Source organism: Streptomyces sp. NBC_01546, assembly GCF_045208355.1.
In the GTDB taxonomy this organism is placed as follows: domain Bacteria; phylum Actinomycetota; class Actinomycetes; order Streptomycetales; family Streptomycetaceae; genus Streptomyces.
Genome location: NZ_CP109379.1, coordinates 5,080,104 through 5,094,659, shown reverse-complemented (window position 1 = coordinate 5,094,659; position 14,556 = coordinate 5,080,104). Strand labels below are relative to the sequence as shown.

Annotated in this window: 14 protein-coding genes; 7 read left to right on the top strand and 7 right to left on the bottom strand. The window is 72.3% G+C overall.

The annotated features are described in order from the left end of the window. Positions 1–411: 411 nt before the first annotated feature. On the top strand, positions 412–741 hold the full coding sequence (locus OHA89_RS23250) for a hypothetical protein (RefSeq protein WP_406367005.1): 330 nt from the start codon (positions 412–414) through the stop codon (positions 739–741). 4 nt (positions 742–745) lie between these two features. Here the strand turns inward: OHA89_RS23250 and OHA89_RS23245 are convergent, their stop codons facing one another. Further along, positions 746–1,465, bottom strand: a complete 720-nt coding sequence (locus tag OHA89_RS23245) for an RDD family protein (protein WP_406367004.1) — start codon at positions 1,463–1,465, stop codon at positions 746–748. A 120-nt stretch (positions 1,466–1,585) separates the two neighbouring features. Continuing rightward, complete coding sequence (locus tag OHA89_RS23240) at positions 1,586–2,923, bottom strand: RDD family protein (protein WP_406367002.1); 1,338 nt, start codon at positions 2,921–2,923, stop codon at positions 1,586–1,588. A 249-nt stretch (positions 2,924–3,172) separates the two neighbouring features. Between OHA89_RS23240 and OHA89_RS23235 the strand changes: the two genes are divergently transcribed. Further along, entirely contained in the window at positions 3,173–3,652 is a 480-nt protein-coding gene (locus OHA89_RS23235; RefSeq protein ID WP_215144466.1) for an SsgA family sporulation/cell division regulator, read from the top strand. A gap of 23 nt (positions 3,653–3,675) precedes the next feature. Here the strand turns inward: OHA89_RS23235 and OHA89_RS23230 are convergent, their stop codons facing one another. Continuing rightward, positions 3,676–5,058 (bottom strand): FAD-binding oxidoreductase, encoded by a 1,383-nt coding sequence (locus tag OHA89_RS23230; protein ID WP_406367000.1) that lies wholly within the window; start codon positions 5,056–5,058, stop codon positions 3,676–3,678. A 96-nt stretch (positions 5,059–5,154) separates the two neighbouring features. On the opposite strand from OHA89_RS23230, the gene OHA89_RS23225 reads away from it, so the two are divergent. Next, on the top strand, positions 5,155–6,669 hold the full coding sequence (locus OHA89_RS23225) for a tetratricopeptide repeat protein (protein WP_406366998.1): 1,515 nt from the start codon (positions 5,155–5,157) through the stop codon (positions 6,667–6,669). 66 nt (positions 6,670–6,735) lie between these two features. Here OHA89_RS23225 and hppD read toward each other — a convergent pair whose 3' ends face one another. Further along, positions 6,736–7,881, bottom strand: a complete 1,146-nt coding sequence (hppD, locus tag OHA89_RS23220; protein ID WP_215144469.1) for a 4-hydroxyphenylpyruvate dioxygenase — start codon at positions 7,879–7,881, stop codon at positions 6,736–6,738. 133 nt (positions 7,882–8,014) lie between these two features. Between hppD and OHA89_RS23215 the strand changes: the two genes are divergently transcribed. From OHA89_RS23215 to OHA89_RS23200, 4 genes are all read left to right on the top strand, one after another. Beyond that, positions 8,015–8,491 carry an Lrp/AsnC family transcriptional regulator gene (locus OHA89_RS23215; protein ID WP_215018310.1) on the top strand — a complete coding sequence of 159 codons (477 nt, stop codon included), beginning with the start codon at positions 8,015–8,017 and terminating at the stop codon, positions 8,489–8,491. A gap of 102 nt (positions 8,492–8,593) precedes the next feature. Further along, entirely contained in the window at positions 8,594–9,178 is a 585-nt protein-coding gene (locus OHA89_RS23210) for a transcriptional regulator (RefSeq protein WP_266609567.1), read from the top strand. Positions 9,179–9,234: 56 nt separating this feature from the next. After that, positions 9,235–9,438: a hypothetical protein gene (locus OHA89_RS23205; RefSeq protein ID WP_257556141.1), complete on the top strand. Its 204-nt coding sequence runs from the start codon at positions 9,235–9,237 to the stop codon at positions 9,436–9,438. Continuing rightward, positions 9,435–10,733, top strand: a complete 1,299-nt coding sequence (locus tag OHA89_RS23200) for an MFS transporter (protein ID WP_406366995.1) — start codon at positions 9,435–9,437, stop codon at positions 10,731–10,733. Before OHA89_RS23205 ends, OHA89_RS23200 begins: the two co-directional genes overlap by 4 nt. On the opposite strand, the gene OHA89_RS23195 is transcribed toward OHA89_RS23200, so the two are convergent. The 3 genes from OHA89_RS23195 to OHA89_RS23185 form a co-directional block, all read right to left on the bottom strand. After that, positions 10,663–11,445 carry a PDZ domain-containing protein gene (locus tag OHA89_RS23195; protein WP_266612381.1) on the bottom strand — a complete coding sequence of 261 codons (783 nt, stop codon included), beginning with the start codon at positions 11,443–11,445 and terminating at the stop codon, positions 10,663–10,665. The two genes, OHA89_RS23200 and OHA89_RS23195, sit on opposite strands and share 71 nt — an antisense overlap. 161 nt (positions 11,446–11,606) lie before the next feature. Continuing rightward, a complete protein-coding gene (locus tag OHA89_RS23190; RefSeq protein WP_069920456.1) occupies positions 11,607–12,248 on the bottom strand; it encodes an IclR family transcriptional regulator in 642 nt (213 codons plus the stop codon). Positions 12,249–12,677: 429 nt separating this feature from the next. After that, on the bottom strand, positions 12,678–14,462 hold the full coding sequence (locus tag OHA89_RS23185; protein ID WP_215144476.1) for a DEAD/DEAH box helicase: 1,785 nt from the start codon (positions 14,460–14,462) through the stop codon (positions 12,678–12,680). Positions 14,463–14,556: the final 94 nt, after the last annotated feature.

Here is a 14,556-nt window from a genome sequence, read left to right as displayed (position 1 = left end):
TGTCGTTCCCCTCCCGCGGCCGCAGCGTTGGTCGGAACGTCTCCATAGGAGCGGGGGGTTCCGCGCGGCGCGCGTCTCAAGTGACGACATTTGACCGGAGAGTCGAAAGAAAAGACAGACCTTGACTTGTTCCTTACAACTGCACTATGCGGTCAGCCAGTTCCGCTATTCGGACGTTCCGCTGCCATATGGGGCGAAGGGCGCGTCACGGGCGCCATCTCGCGCCTCCGCAGGGCATTTCGGGTCCGCCGCGGGCGTGCGGAATGACCCCGTGCGCCCCCTGTGCTCCGGCACCGTGGGTTAGGTCACGCTTACTGGCGGTTCCGCTCGGGCATCCCCCGTCGTAGAGTCACTTGACGCGCGACCGAGTTGAGCCGACTCCCCCTCCCCTCCCTGAGGACGGATATCGCCATGCCGCGTCCGACTGCCGCACAGCTCGCCTACGGGTCCGCCACCGTCGTCGTGTCGACGATCGCCATGCTGCTGCTTTCGCAGACGAGTTCGGGGTTCGGGATCGCGGTCATCTCCGCGGCCGCCCTCGCGCTCGGTCTGCTCGTCGCCGTCACCGTGCCGCTCCCGAGGCGCCGGGGCCGCCACGCGGCCCGCCCCGGCTCGGCCGCGGCCACTCCGGCCCCCGCGCCCGCACCCGTCCCCGCGCACCTCCCGTACGAGGACACGCCGACGGCCGCCCGGGTACCCGAACCCCGGACGGCCGCTGCCGAACATCCCGTTCACCACTGAGGGACTACGTGGCGGACTGCACCACCACCGTCTTGGCCACCTTGTCGTGGAGGCCCTGCTTGTACGGCTTGTCCACCAGGATCGAGACGATCAGCGCGATCGGCCACAGGCAGAAGCAGCAGATCAGCGTCGGCAGCCAGAGCACGGCGGCGCGGGCGAGGGACGCGTTGGACTGCGGGACGCTGCCGTCGTTGAGCATCGCGACGCGCAGGCCCAGCGCCTTCTTGCCGACCGTCTGGCCGTTCTTCTTGGTGAACCACCAGTCATAGCCGACGTACGCGACGATCGAGATCAGCGTCATGATCAGGCCGCTGCCGCTGTAGGACCGCGTGAAGACCTCGCTGACGTCCTCGCCCTGGTTCGTCTCGACGGTGTACCGCTTGGTGCCGAAGGCCAGCTGAATGAGGAACAGCGGCACGGCGACGATGATCACGTCGATGACGCGGGCGGCGAGCCGCTTGCCGAAGTCGGCGAGCGGGGGCATCCCCGCGAGCGGATCGGGCATGCCGTAGCCGCCGCTCCCGCCGTACGGGTCCCCGCCACCGCCGTACGGGGGCGGAGGCGGGGGCGGATATCCGCCGCCGCCCGCGCCACCGGGGGGCGGGGGGCCGGGGGGCGGCGAGCCGTACGGCGAGCCACCCGACGGAGGCGTCGGTTCCTGGGGCTTCTTGCGGAACGGGTCTTCCTCCGGCGGTTCGCCCGGCGGCGGCTGGTCGGTACTCATGGCCCGAGTCGAACCCGGCTCCGTCAACCCCGCAACGGGACGGCGTCCATCCGGGGGACGAGCCGGTCCGGCGCCCCCAGGACACCCCCAAGACGCCACCAGGGCGCCCCCGGACAGGGCCTAGCGGGCCACGTACGTCTTCGCGGCCTTGTCGTGCCAGCCCCGGCGGCGCGGGCGGTCCACGAGGCACCAGAGGCTGCCGGGGAGGCCGAGGAAGGCGAACACCAGCCAGCGGCGCAGGGCCGCGCCGACGGTGGGCGGGCGCAGGGTGGCGGCGGCCAGCACCCGCACGCCGAGCAGCTTCTTGCCCGGGGTGCGGCCCCAACGGGCGGTGGGCAGGGCCTCGTAGAAGACGCCGAAGAGCAGGACCGCGCCGAGGACCAGGCCGAGTTGGCCCGCGATGGTCCCGTCGAGCAGCCAGACGGTGGTGCTGCCGCCGCTCGTGCGGGCGGCGTCCACCTTGGCCTGGACGTGGGCGGTGGCGGCGGGGATCTGGGGCCAGGCGGCCGCGGCCGCGACCGCCGCGAGGACGAGGGAGTCCACGGCGCGGGCCACGGCCCGGCGGACCAGGCCGGCGGGGCGCACGGCGCGCTCGGCCATCCGCTCGAACACGGCCCGCGGTGTGCCGGCGCCCTCTCGACGGGGCGTCGGGGCCTCGGCCCGGGGCTCCGCCGGGGCGGCCTGCTTGGTGGCCGGGGCCGCCGCTCTGGTGGCCGGGATCGACGGGCGCGCGCCCGCGGACCGGGGCGGCCAGGGCTCGGGGCGGACCGCGGCGGGCGGGGGCTCCGCGGCGGCGGGCGCCGACTCGGGCCAGCAGGACGTCAGACCGGACCGGCCGGAGCCGCCGGACCCGCCGGGCGCATCGGGCCATGCGGGGGCCGGAGCCGGAGCCGCCGCCGGAGCCGCCGCTGCCGCCGGGGAGCGGGCCGACAGGATCCCGGCCGCGGCCGACGGCGTACGGGCGAGGGAGATCCCGGCGGCCGGGGCCCGAGCCGGACGCGGGGCTTCCCGCTCGGGCTCGCGTGCCCGCTCGGGCTCGCGTGCCGACTCCGGCTCCGGCTCGGGCTCGCGTGCCGGCTCCGGCTCCGGCTCGGGTTCCGGCTCGGGCGGGCTGCCCCACGACACCCGGTGGTCGCGCGGCCCGCCGAAGCCGGCCTGGTGCACGGGGTCGGCCTGCCACACCACCTGCTCCGCAGCCCGCTCGACGGCCCGCTCCACGGCCCGCTCGGCAGCGTCATCCGCCACCGCCGCCGTCGCCGAGGTCTGGTCCAGGAACACCGGCCCCGTCTCCTCCACGGAGACCGGGACCGGGACCGGGGCCGGGGCAGGGCGGCTCGTACCCGGAACCCAGGCGGCACCGTTCCAGTACCGGACGTACCCGGGGATGGACGGATCGGGGTAGTAGCCCTCGCGGGCCGCGTGCTCGCCGTCACCAGGGGAGGCCGTCAATGTCCCCAACTCCGATCGTGGCTTGAGGCATGTGCAAGGCAGGACCATAGCCAAGAACCGCCCCCCGACAGGTCCGGTAACGGGAGATTGCAAACCTTCGGGCGAACCTCGGGCCATGCGGCTGTTTTCGGTCACCCGACAGAAATCGGCCAACCTTCGATTCCCCGCCCGAAGTCGCGTCATACCCGGGCACACTGCGGCTCTCTCCGGGTGTGGGGCGCGATCCGGCCCCGCGCACCGAACCGAAGTGAGGCCGTCATGCACCACCCCGTCATCGAGCGCGAGCTGGAACTCAAGCTGGTCCTGTCCCCCGAGCGCAGCATCGCCGTACCCGCGCGGCTCCTCTACCTCACGGACGACCCGTACGCCGTCCACATCACCTTCCACACCGGCTCCAACGCCCCCGTCAACTGGACCTTCGCCCGCGAACTGCTGGTCGAGGGGGTGTTCCGCCCGTGCGGCCACGGCGACGTCCGGATCTGGCCCACCAAGATCGACAACAAGGCGGTGCTCTGCATGGCGCTCAGCTCGCCCGACGGCGACGCCCTGCTGGAGGCCCCCGCCGCCTCCGTGTCGGCCTGGCTGGAACGCACCCTGCGCATCGTCCCGCCCGGCACCGAGGCCGAGCGGCTGGGCCTGGACGCCGCGCTGGCCGCGCTGCTCGCCCCGACCCCGGCCGACGAGCTGTGGCTGCGCGACCCCTGGCCGTCGGACGAGTCGGCCGACGGGGAGCTGTGATGCCGGCCGAGGGATCAGAGGGATCAGAAGAGCTTGCCCGGATTCAGCAGGCCCAGCGGGTCGAACGCGGCCTTGACGGCCCGCTGCATCTCCAGCCCCACCGGGCCGAGTTCGCGGGCCAGCCACTCCTTCTTCAGCACGCCCACCCCGTGCTCGCCGGTGATGGTCCCGCCGAGCGACAGCCCCAGCGCCATGATCTCGCCGAAGGACTCACGGGCCCGCCGCGTCTCGGCCTCGTCGGCGGGGTCGAAGCAGACGATCGGATGGGTGTTGCCGTCGCCCGCGTGCGCGCAGACCCCGATGAGCAGGTTCTGGGCGCGGGCGATGGCGGCCGTCCCGTCCAGCATCTCGGCGAGCCGCGAGCGCGGTACGCACACGTCGTCGATCATCGTCGCGGGCCTCAGCGCCTCCAGCGCGGGGAAGGACATCCGGCGGGCCTGGAGCAGCAGTTCCGACTCCGCCTCGTCCTCGGCGGGCACGACGGCGGTGGCCCCGGCGGCCGTGCACAGCTCCCCCACGGCCGCGAGGTCCCCGGGGGCGTGCGGGGTGTCGAAGGCGGCGAGCAGCAGGGCCTCGGTGTCCTCCGGGAGGCCCATCTTCCCGAGCTCGTTGACGGCCCGGACGGTCGTACGGTCCATCAGCTCCAGCAGCGAGGGGGTCAGGCCCGCCTCCATGACGGCGCAGACGGCTTCGCAGGCGGCCGCGACGGAGGGGAACTCCGCGGCCATCGCGAGCTGCCTGGGCGGCGCCGGCCGCAGCGCGAGGACGGCCCGGACGACGATGCCGAGGCTGCCCTCGGAGCCCACGAAGAGCCGGGTGAGGTCGTATCCGGCGACGCCCTTGGCGGTACGCCGGCCCGTGCTCATCAGCCGCCCGTCGGCCAGGACCACGTCGAGGCCCAGCACGTACTCGGCGGTGACCCCGTACTTGACGCAGCACAGCCCGCCGGAGGCGGTGCCGATGTTGCCGCCGATGGTGCACTGCTCCCAGCTGGAGGGGTCGGGCGGGTAGTACAGGCCCTGTTCGGCGACGGCGCGCGAGAGCACGGCGTTGACCACTCCCGGTTCGACGACGGCGATCCGGTCGACGGCGGAGATCTCCAGGATCCGGTCCATCTTGACGAGGGACAGCACGATGCAGCCGTCGGAGGCGTTGGCGCCGCCCGACAGGCCCGTACGGGCGCCCTGCGGGACCACGGGGATCCGTAGGGCGGTGGCGGTGCGCATCACGTGCTGGACCTGCTCGACGGTCCGGGGCAGGACGACGGCCGCGGGGGTGCCCGCGGCGCAGAAGCTGGCCATGTCGGTGGCGTAGGAGGCGGTCACCTGGGGGTCGGTGAGCAGTGCCTCGGCCGGGAGCCCCGCAAGCAGGCTCGTGCGCAGACGTGCGAAGAGGTCGTCATCCATGGGGCCAGCGTGACACCGGGGGCCATCGGTGTGAACACGGCCGCGACCGGCTTCGGACACCTCGGAGAGCTCTTCATATTGACGCACAGTGAGCCCATGGACCGTATCGACCGTATCGACGAGGAATCGTTCACCCCGGCGCCGCCCGTGACCTTCACCGGCCGCAAGACGCTCGTGGCGGCCGCGGTCGCGGTGGTCCTGATCGCGGGGGCCCTGCTGATCCGGCCGGCCCGGACCGGCGACGACGCCCGCCCGCCGGGACCGAGCGAACGGGCCGCGGCGGCGGTCGGGATGGGCGCGCCCGCGGCGGCGGTGGACGTGACGGCGCTGGTCGCGGACCGGGAGAAGTGGGTCGCCGGGCATCCGGACGACGACGCCTCGTGGGCGGTCCTGGGCGCCGCCTACCTGGAACAGGCGCGGCGCTCGGCGGACCCGGCCTGGTTCCCGAAGGCGGAGAAGGCCCTGAAGAGGTCGCTGGAGGTCCGCCCCGCCGAGAAGGGCAACTTCGACGCGATGACGGGCATGGGCACGCTGGCCAATGCCCGGCGGGACTTCGGGACCGGGAAGAAGTGGGGCGAGCTGGTACGGGCGCAGTCCGCGCAGCGGTGGACGGCGTACCCGGTGCTGGTGGACGCGTACACGGGCCTGGGCGACTACAAGGCCGCGCAGAAGGCGATGGAGCGGCTGCTGGAGCTGCGGCCGGGCCTGGCGGCGTACGTCAGGGCCTCGCAGGTGTACCGGGACCGCGGCTGGCGCGAGGACGCGGTGGTCGCGATGGAGCACGCGGCGGGCGCGGCGAAGGCCCCGGCGGAGAAGGCGTACGCGCTGTTCCGGCTCGGGGAGCTGTCCTGGGAGCGCGGTGACCCGGCGGAGGCGCTGCGGCTGTACGAGGGCGCGCTACGGACGGATCCGGCGCAGTCGGAGGCGCTGGGCGGCCGGGCCAGGGCGCTGGCCGCGCTGGGCCGCGGCGGGGAGGCGGTCCGGGACTACCGGATGGCGCTGGGGCGCACTCCGGCGCCGCGGCTGGCGCTGGAGCTGGCGGAGTTGCTGGACGCGCTGGGCCGCGGGCAGGAGGCGCGCGTGCCGTACGACATGCTGGGCGCGCTGGCGGTGCGGGACGACACGAACGGCGTCGACGACGACGTGGTGCTGGGCCTGTACGAGGCGGACCACGGTGATCCGGCGGCGGCTGTGCGGCGGCTGTCGGAGGAGTGGTCGCGGAACAAGAGCGTGCAGGTCGCGGACGCACTGGGCTGGGCGCTGCACAAGACGGGTGAGGACTCGGCGGCGCTGGAGTACGCCACGAAGGCGACCGAGCTGGGGTTGCGCAGCGCCGACTTCGCGTACCACCGGGCGATGATCGAGCGCGGGCTGGGGGACGAGGCGGCGACGCGGCGCCACCTCCAGGAGGCGATGCGCACGAACCCGCACTTCTCGCCGCTGCGGGCGCCGCTGGCGAAGGCGGCCCTGGCGACGATCGGTCAGCCGCCGTCGGGCGGCCCGGAGAACATGCAGCCGGCCACTCCGTGGGTGATGCCGGAACTCCCGAAGGCGGCCAAGCCGAAGCCGGCGGCCGCGCCGAAGCCGAAGCCGTCCCCGTCGTCCCGCTGACGGAGCCCCTCGGCGGCGGTACGGGCCGGCCCCCCGGCGGGAGCCGGGGGGCCGGAGCTCCGCGTCCTACAGGTTGCCGCGCTTCTCCTGCTCGCGCTCGATCGCCTCGAACAGGGCCTTGAAGTTGCCCTTGCCGAAGCCCATCGACCCGTGCCGCTCGATCATCTCGAAGAAGACCGTCGGCCGGTCCTGCACCGGCTTGGTGAAGATCTGCAGCAGGTAGCCGTCCTCGTCGCGGTCGACGAGGATCTTCAGCTCGCGCAGGGTCTCCACGGGCACCCGGGTCTCGCCCGCCCAGTCGCCGAGGGTGTCGTAGTACGAGTCCGGGGTGTCCAGGAAGGTGACGCCCGCCGCCCGCATCGACCGCACGGTCGCGACGATGTCGTTCGTGGCCAGCGCGATGTGCTGGACGCCCGCGCCGCCGTAGAACTCCAGGTACTCGTCGATCTGCGACTTCTTCTTCGCGATCGCCGGCTCGTTGATCGGGAACTTCACCTTCAGGGTGCCGTCCGCGACCACCTTGGACATCAGCGCCGAGTACTCGGTCGCGATGTCGTCGCCCACGAACTCCTTCATGTTCGTGAAGCCCATGACCTTGTTGTAGAAGGCGACCCACTCGTTCATGCGGCCGAGCTCGACGTTGCCCACGCAGTGGTCGATGGCCTGGAAGGTGCGCTTGGCCGGGGGCTCGACCATCGGGCCGACGGCGACGAAGCCCGGCAGGTAGGGGCCGGTGTAGTCGCCGCGCTGCACCAGCGTGTGGCGGGTCTGGCCGTAGGTGGCGATCGCGGCCAGCGTGACCGTGCCGTGCTCGTCCTTGACCTCGTACGGCTCGTCCAGGCCGCGGGCGCCGTGCTCGACGGCGTAGGCGTACGCCGCCCGCACGTCCGGGACCTCGATGGCGAGGTCGATCACGCCGTCGCCGTGGTCGGCGACGTGCTCGGCGAGGAAACGGCCGTGGTCGGTCGTCGCCTTGATGACCGAGGTCAGGACGAAGCGCGCGGCGCCGTTGGTGAGGACGTAGCTGGCCGTCTCGCGGACGCCGTTCTCCGGTCCGGAGTAGGCGACGAGCTTCATGCCGAAGGCGGTGGAGTAGTAGTGCGCGGCCTGCTTGGCGTTGCCGACGGCGAAGACGACCGCGTCCATGCCCTTCACCGGGAAGGGGTCTGCCTCACGCGCGGTGTGGGGGGTGGTGTCGAGGGTCTCAGTCATGACGGCAGAGTCCCGCCGATCCACAAGCTGCGCAATAGTTTCCTATTTGGCTGTACAGACTGCCCAGCTGAGCCGGAGACTGGCTGAAACATCTGTGCACTATGACCACCTCTGAGGACCCCGGAGCGCACTCATGGGAATCGACGACCTCGACGGCCGGCTCATCGTCCTGCTCGCCCGCGAGCCCCGGATCGGGGTCCTGGAGGCCTCGCGCCGTCTGGGGGTGGCGCGCGGAACCGTGCAGGCCCGTCTCGACCGCCTCCAGTCGAACGGAGTCATCCGCGGCTTCGGCCCGCAGGTCGATCCGGCGGCCCTCGGGTACCCGGTGACCGCCTTCGCCACCCTGGAGATCAAACAGGGTCAAGGGGCCGACGTACGGGCCCACTTGGACGGGGTGCCGGAGGTACTGGAGCTGCACACCACCACGGGGCACGGGGACATGCTGTGCCGGCTCGTGGCCCGGTCCAACGCCGATCTCCAGCGGGTGATCGACCGTGTCGTCGGATTCGAGGGCATCGTGCGGGCTTCGACGGCGATCGTCATGGAGAATCCCGTGCCCCTGCGGATCATCCCGCTGGTGGAACAGGCGGCCGAGGACGACAGCCGATAGGGCGATGGGGCGATGGGGCGCCAGGGAGGGGTGAACGAGTTCCAAAGAATCCGTTGCAAAGAAATCCTTGCAGAGAAGTCTTTGCAACTCTACAGTTGAGGCATGCCCGAGAAGCCCGACGCCCAGCCGAACGTCCGCACCCTCGACGCCCACGCCCTGCGCGGCCTGGCGCATCCCCTGCGCATGCGCCTGCTGGCCGCCCTGCGCCAGGACGGCCCGGCCACGGCCTCCCAACTGGCCGAGAGGCTCGGCGAGTCCAGCGGCGCCACCAGCTACCACCTGCGCCAGCTCGCCGCGCACGGCTTCGTCGAGGACGCGCCCGAGCACGGCAAGGGCCGTGAGCGCTGGTGGAAGGCCTCTCACGACGGCACCGCCTTCGACGAGGGGCTGATCCACAGCGACGACGCGGCGACGCGCGGCGCGGCGGACGTCTTCCTGACCGAGATCGCGCGGATCCACACGCAGGAGCTGGACACCTGGCTCGGCACGGCGCACGAGTGGTCCACCGAATGGCGCGGCGCCTCGGACCTCAGCGACTTCACGCTGAAACTCACCGCCGGGCAGAGCCACGAGCTGATTCACAAGATCCACGACCTGATCAACAGTTACCGCGAGCTGCCGCCGTCGGACGACATGGAAACGGTCCGTTTCCACACGCACGTCATCCCGCGCCGCACCGCGGAATAGCACCCTCTCGCGGCCTCTCGCGTCCTTTCGCAGCCTTTCGCAGAAGGAGTCCTGCCATGCACGCCTTCACCCATGCCCGGATCCACGCAGCCCGCACCGCCGAACTGGCCGCCGAGGCCGCCGCCTGGCACCTCGCCTCTTCGGCCGACACCACCCCCGCCCTGCGCGACCGCCTCGGCGAGGCGCTGGTCGCCGCCGGGATGCGCCTGATGCAGCCGGCCCACATCCACGCCCGCCTCCGCCAGCAGCACGCGGCATGAGCAGAGGCCCGTTCACGGCGGTCCTGGCCGCCAACACCATTTCCATAGCCGGGAGTTCGCTCACCCTGATCGGCGTGCCGTGGTTCGTGCTCCAGACCACGGGCAGCGCCGGGCGGGCCGGGATCGTCGCCTTCTGCGCCACCCTGCCCGTCGTCGTCGCCGCGCTCGTCGGCGGCCCGGTCATCGACCGGATCGGCCGCCGGCGGGTCTCCGCGGCCTCCGACCTGATCTGCGCGGTCTCGGTCGGCGCGATCCCGCTGCTGCACTACGCGGGCCTGCTCGAGTTCTGGATGCTGTGCGCGCTGATGGCCGTCGGCGGGCTCGTGCACACCCCGGGCCTGACCGCCCGGTACGTGCTCCTGCCGAGCCTCGCCGAGCACGCGGGCACCACCGTGGCCCGGGCGGCCAGCCTCTACGACGCAGTCTCGCGCGGGGCCCGGATGATCGGGGCCGCGCTGGCCGGCGTACTGATCGCGGCCTTCGGGGCCGAGACCGTACTGCTGCTGGACGCGGTCACCTTCGCGGCGTCCGCCCTGCTGGTCGCCGCGTTCCTGCGCGGGGTGCCGGCCGCTGAACCGCAACGGGCCGCCGGGAAGGTGTCGTTCGCCGGGTACTGGGCCGAACTGGCCGAGGGCTGGGCCTTCCTGACCCGCTCCCGGCTGCTGATGGGCATCACCGTGATGGTGATGATGACCAACGGCCTGGACCAGGGCTGGTCCTCCGTCCTGCTGCCCGTACACGGCGACGCGGCCCTTGGCGGCGCCACCACCCTCGGCCTGATGATCTCCCTCTTCGGCGGCTTCGCGCTGCTGGGCGCCTTGCTCTACGGGGTCTGGGGCGAGCGGTTCCCCCGCAGGGCGGTGTTCGCGGCCGCGTTCCTGCTGTGCGGGGCGCCCCGCTACGTGACGGCCGCCTTCACGGACACCCCGCTGCCGCTCGCGGTGACCATGGCCCTGTCCGGACTCGGCGCCGGCGTGCTCAACCCGATCCTGACCACCGTCGTGTACGAGAACGTGCCGGAGGAGCTGCGCAGCCGGGTCTCGGGGGTGAGCACGGCGGGCTGCGAGCTGGCCATGCCGATGGGCGGGCTGGCCGCCGGTCTGCTGGTCGACGGGTTCGGGGTGACGCGGGCGCTGCTGCTGTTCGGCGGCACCTACCTGCTGACGACGCTGGCCCCGCTGGTCTTCCCGGCCTGGCGCGGGCTGAACGGCACGACAGCCGCCGTCAGCAGGACGGGGCGTCCTCTCCCCGGTTCAGTGCCCGCAGAGCGTTCACGGCATCCGTCAGAGAGGTGACGGGGACCAGCCGGAGCCCCTCGGGGAGTTCGGACTGCGCGTCCGAGCACTCGGCCTTCGGTACGAGGAACACCGTCGCCCCGTCGCGCCGCGCGGCCTGGGTCTTCAGGGCCACCCCGCCGACCGCGCCGACCTCACCGTTCGCGGCGATGGTGCCCGTACCGGCGATGGTGCGTCCGCCGGTGAGGTCGCCACCGCTGCCGTCGCCGTCGAGCTTGTCGACGATGCCGAGGGAGAAGAGGAGCCCCGCGCTGGGACCACCGACGTCGGCGAGGTTCAGCTCGACCTTCACGTCCTTGGGGTCCTTGTGGAGATAGCCGAGGGCGGCGTCCGCGGCGGCCGACTGGGATTTGGCCATTTCTTCCAGATTGTGCTGCTCGATCTCCTTGTCGGTTCCGCCCGAGGAGTAGACGGCCTCCTTGGGCATGACGGCCCGGGAGCTGTCGAACCAGTTGTCGAGGAGATCGGGCAGGTTCACCGTCGTGGAGGGACCGGTGGCCTGGATGGTGGTCATGCGGAGCTGGCCCGCGGTCGGCCGGGTCGGGGCGCCGGCGACCGTGATGACGGGCTTGCCGTCCCGCTCGCCGAGCACGTCGGCCGTGAGCCCCGGCTGGGCGACCACGAAGGGCAGCGGCGCGAAGACGGCGACGGCGAACAGCCCGACCACGGGCACGGCACAGACGGCCAGGGCGGTGGGACGCGGCAGACGCATGAGACGAGAGAGCACCCGGCCAATCTATCTGCCCGCCCACCGATCCCAGCCCGGCCCAAACCCAGCCCCGCCGGCGTTTGAGGCGCGGGGTCCGGGGCGGAGCCCCGGCAACGGCGCCGCGCCCCGGCCCCGAACCCCGCCGCGCGGTCAGCGAAGGGCCGTCAGCGAAGGGCGTCCGCGACCTCGCGCGCCGCGTCGACGACCCGCGGCCCCACCCGCTCCGGCACCGCATCGGCCAGCATCACCACACCGACGCTGCCCTCCAGCCCGGTGATCCCGACGAGCGGCGCTGCAGCGCCACTGGCGCCCGCCTCCAGCTCCCCGTGGGTGAGCGTGTACCCGGGTTCGATCAGGGCCCCCTGACGGGCGGCCAGAATGGCCCGCCCGGCGGCCCCGCGGTCCAGCGGGTGGCGGAAGCCGGCCCGGTAGGCCACGTGGTAGTCCGTCCAGGTCGGCTCCACGACGGCGACGGCCAGCGCCTCGGTGCCGTCGACGAGGGTCAGGTGCGCGGTGGCACCTATGTCCTCGGCGAGGGACCGCAGCGCGGGCAGGGCCGCCTCGCGTACGAGCGGATGCACCTGTCGGCCCAGCCGCAGCACCCCGAGCCCGACCCGGGCCCGGCCGCCGAGGTCACGGCGGACCAGGGCGTGCTGCTCCAGGGTGGCGAGGAGCCGGTAGACCACGGTGCGGTTCACACCGAGGCGGTTGGAAAGCTCGGTGACGGTCAGACCGTGGTCGGTGTCGGCGAGCAGTTTGAGGACTCTGAGCCCTCTGTCGAGAGTCTGGGAGGTTTCCGCGGTCACGACGCCTCTCCCTCTTTCGGTGGGCGGCGGTGACTCTCGGGGTGGAACGCCGCCGGTCCCGCGGCGGCGCACGGAGAGGCCGCCGGTAGCGGCCATGGCACCGGCTGCGCTCCCGCGGCGGCGCTGCCACGGTGCGTTCGATGCGGGGACAGTAGCGAGCAGGTCCGCTCAGCGGAAGGGCTCGTCCAGAATCCGGGCGCGTGCTACCGCTTTGTGCCGGTTCTTGATCGACCTCGGTGTCAATTCGTGACCTCGTTCCCTCCAAGAGCTCTTTACCCCGCCATTACTCTGATCCTGTTCAAAGCGACGCCGACCGGCTCCGGGGGGAAGCGGTACACGTGAAGCCCAAGCGGCCGGGAACGCGAACGGGGCCCGCGCGCACCTGCGCACGGACCCCGATTCACACGCTGCGGGCAGGACTCGCCGCGATCACCGCATCCGGGTGGCCCACTCCTGAACCTTCTTGATCCGCTCGCGCAGCTGCCCCGCCGTCGCCTCGGCGCTCGGCGGCCCGCCGCACACCCTGCGCAGCTCCGTGTGGATCACCCCGTGCGGCTTGCCGCTCTGGTGGACGTACGCGCCCACCATCGTGTTCAGCGACTTGCGCAGCTCCAGCAGTTCCTTGTGCGAGACCACGGGCCGCCGGTCGGCCGGCAGCTCCAGCAGGTCGGCCTCCGCGTCCGGCTTGCGCCGGCTGTGCGCGATCTGCCGCGACTGGCGCTTCTGCAGCAGCATCTGCACCTGGTCCGGCTCGAGCAGCCCGGGGATGCCGAGGTAGTCCTGCTCCTCCTCGCTGCCCGGGTGCGCCTGCATGCCGAACTCGGCGCCGTCGTACAGCACCCGGTCGAAGACGGCGTCGGACTCGAGCGCCTCGAAGGACATCTGCTCGTCCTCGCCGGTGTCCTCGTCCTCCTGCCGGTTCGCCTCGTCCATCTCCTTCTCGGACTCGGCGTACGGGTCCTCCTCGCCCTGCTTCTTCGGCTTGTCGAGCACGTGGTCGCGCTCGACCTCCATCTCGTTCGCGAAGCCGAGGAGGTAGGGAATGGTCGGAAGGAACACGGACGCGGTCTCGCCACGTCTGCGCGATCGCACGAAGCGCCCGACGGCCTGGGCGAAGAACAGCGGGGTCGAAATGGTCGTGGCGTACACCCCGACCGCGAGCCGGGGCACGTCGACGCCCTCGGACACCATCCGGACCGCGACCATCCAGCGGCTGCCGTCCGCGCTGAACTCGTCGATCCGCTTCGACGCGCCGGTGTCGTCGGACAGCACGACGGTCGCCTTGCTGCCCGTGATCTCCCTCAGCAGCTTGGCGTACGCGCGCGCGGAGTCCTGGTCGGCGGCGATGACCAGGCCACCCGCGTCCGGGATGCCCTTCCTGACCTCCGTCAGCCGCTGGTCGGCGGCGCGCAGCACGTTCGGCATCCAGTCGCCGCGCGGGTCCAGCGCCGTGCGCCAGGCCTGCGAGATGGCGTCCTTGGTCATGGGCTCGCCGAGCCGGGCGGCGATCTCGTCGCCCGCCTTCGTCCGCCAGCGCATGTTGCCGCTGTAGGAAAGGAAGATGACGGGCCGGACGACACCGTCCCCCAGGGCGTTCCCGTATCCGTAGGTGTAATCGGCGGACGACCGCCGGATCCCGTCGTTCCCCTCCTCGTACGTCACGAAGGGGATGGGATTGGTGTCGGACCGGAAGGGCGTACCGGTCAAGGCCAGGCGCCGGGTCGCCGGGTCGAAGGCCTCCTGACAGGCCTCGCCCCAGGACTTCGAGTCGCCGGCGTGGTGGATCTCGTCGAGGATCACCAGGGTCTTGCGCTGCTCGCAGCGGTTGCGGTGCAGCATGGGCCGTACGCCGACACCCGCGTAGGTGACGGCGACGCCGTGGTAGTCCTTGCTGAGCGGCCCGGCGGAGTACTCGGGATCCAGCCGGATGCCTATCCGCGCCGCCGCCTCCGCCCACTGCTTCTTCAGGTGCTCGGTCGGCGCGACCACCGTCACCTGCTGGACCACGTGGTGGTGCAGCAGCCAGGAGGCGAGGGTCAGCGCGAAGGTGGTCTTGCCGGCGCCGGGCGTGGCGACCGCGAGGAAGTCCCGCGGCTGGGTCTGGATGTAGCGGTCCAGCGCCCCCTGCTGCCAGGCACGCAGCGCACTGGCGGTACCCCAAGGGGCACGGCCGGGGAAGGCGGGTGAGAGGTGGTGGGAGGCGGTAGTAGTCACGGTCTCCGGTTCGTCGCTCTCGGCAGTCGTACGTAGGACAACCGGGCCACCTTACCGGGACGGGCCCGCCCCTCGCGGAGGGACAGGCCCGTGA

Coding starts and splice junctions, on each gene's coding strand:
- OHA89_RS23205 (WP_257556141.1), top strand. CDS start 9,235: ATGCACGCCTTCACCCATGCCCGGATCCACGCAGCCCGCACCGCCGAA.
- OHA89_RS23250 (WP_406367005.1), top strand. CDS start 412: ATGCCGCGTCCGACTGCCGCACAGCTCGCCTACGGGTCCGCCACCGTC.
- OHA89_RS23200 (WP_406366995.1), top strand. CDS start 9,435: ATGAGCAGAGGCCCGTTCACGGCGGTCCTGGCCGCCAACACCATTTCC.
- OHA89_RS23195 (WP_266612381.1), bottom strand. CDS start 11,445: ATGCGTCTGCCGCGTCCCACCGCCCTGGCCGTCTGTGCCGTGCCCGTG.
- OHA89_RS23210 (WP_266609567.1), top strand. CDS start 8,594: ATGCCCGAGAAGCCCGACGCCCAGCCGAACGTCCGCACCCTCGACGCC.
- OHA89_RS23230 (WP_406367000.1), bottom strand. CDS start 5,058: ATGGATGACGACCTCTTCGCACGTCTGCGCACGAGCCTGCTTGCGGGG.
- OHA89_RS23245 (WP_406367004.1), bottom strand. CDS start 1,465: ATGAGTACCGACCAGCCGCCGCCGGGCGAACCGCCGGAGGAAGACCCG.
- hppD (WP_215144469.1), bottom strand. CDS start 7,881: ATGACTGAGACCCTCGACACCACCCCCCACACCGCGCGTGAGGCAGAC.
- OHA89_RS23215 (WP_215018310.1), top strand. CDS start 8,015: ATGGGAATCGACGACCTCGACGGCCGGCTCATCGTCCTGCTCGCCCGC.
- OHA89_RS23225 (WP_406366998.1), top strand. CDS start 5,155: ATGGACCGTATCGACCGTATCGACGAGGAATCGTTCACCCCGGCGCCG.
- OHA89_RS23235 (WP_215144466.1), top strand. CDS start 3,173: ATGCACCACCCCGTCATCGAGCGCGAGCTGGAACTCAAGCTGGTCCTG.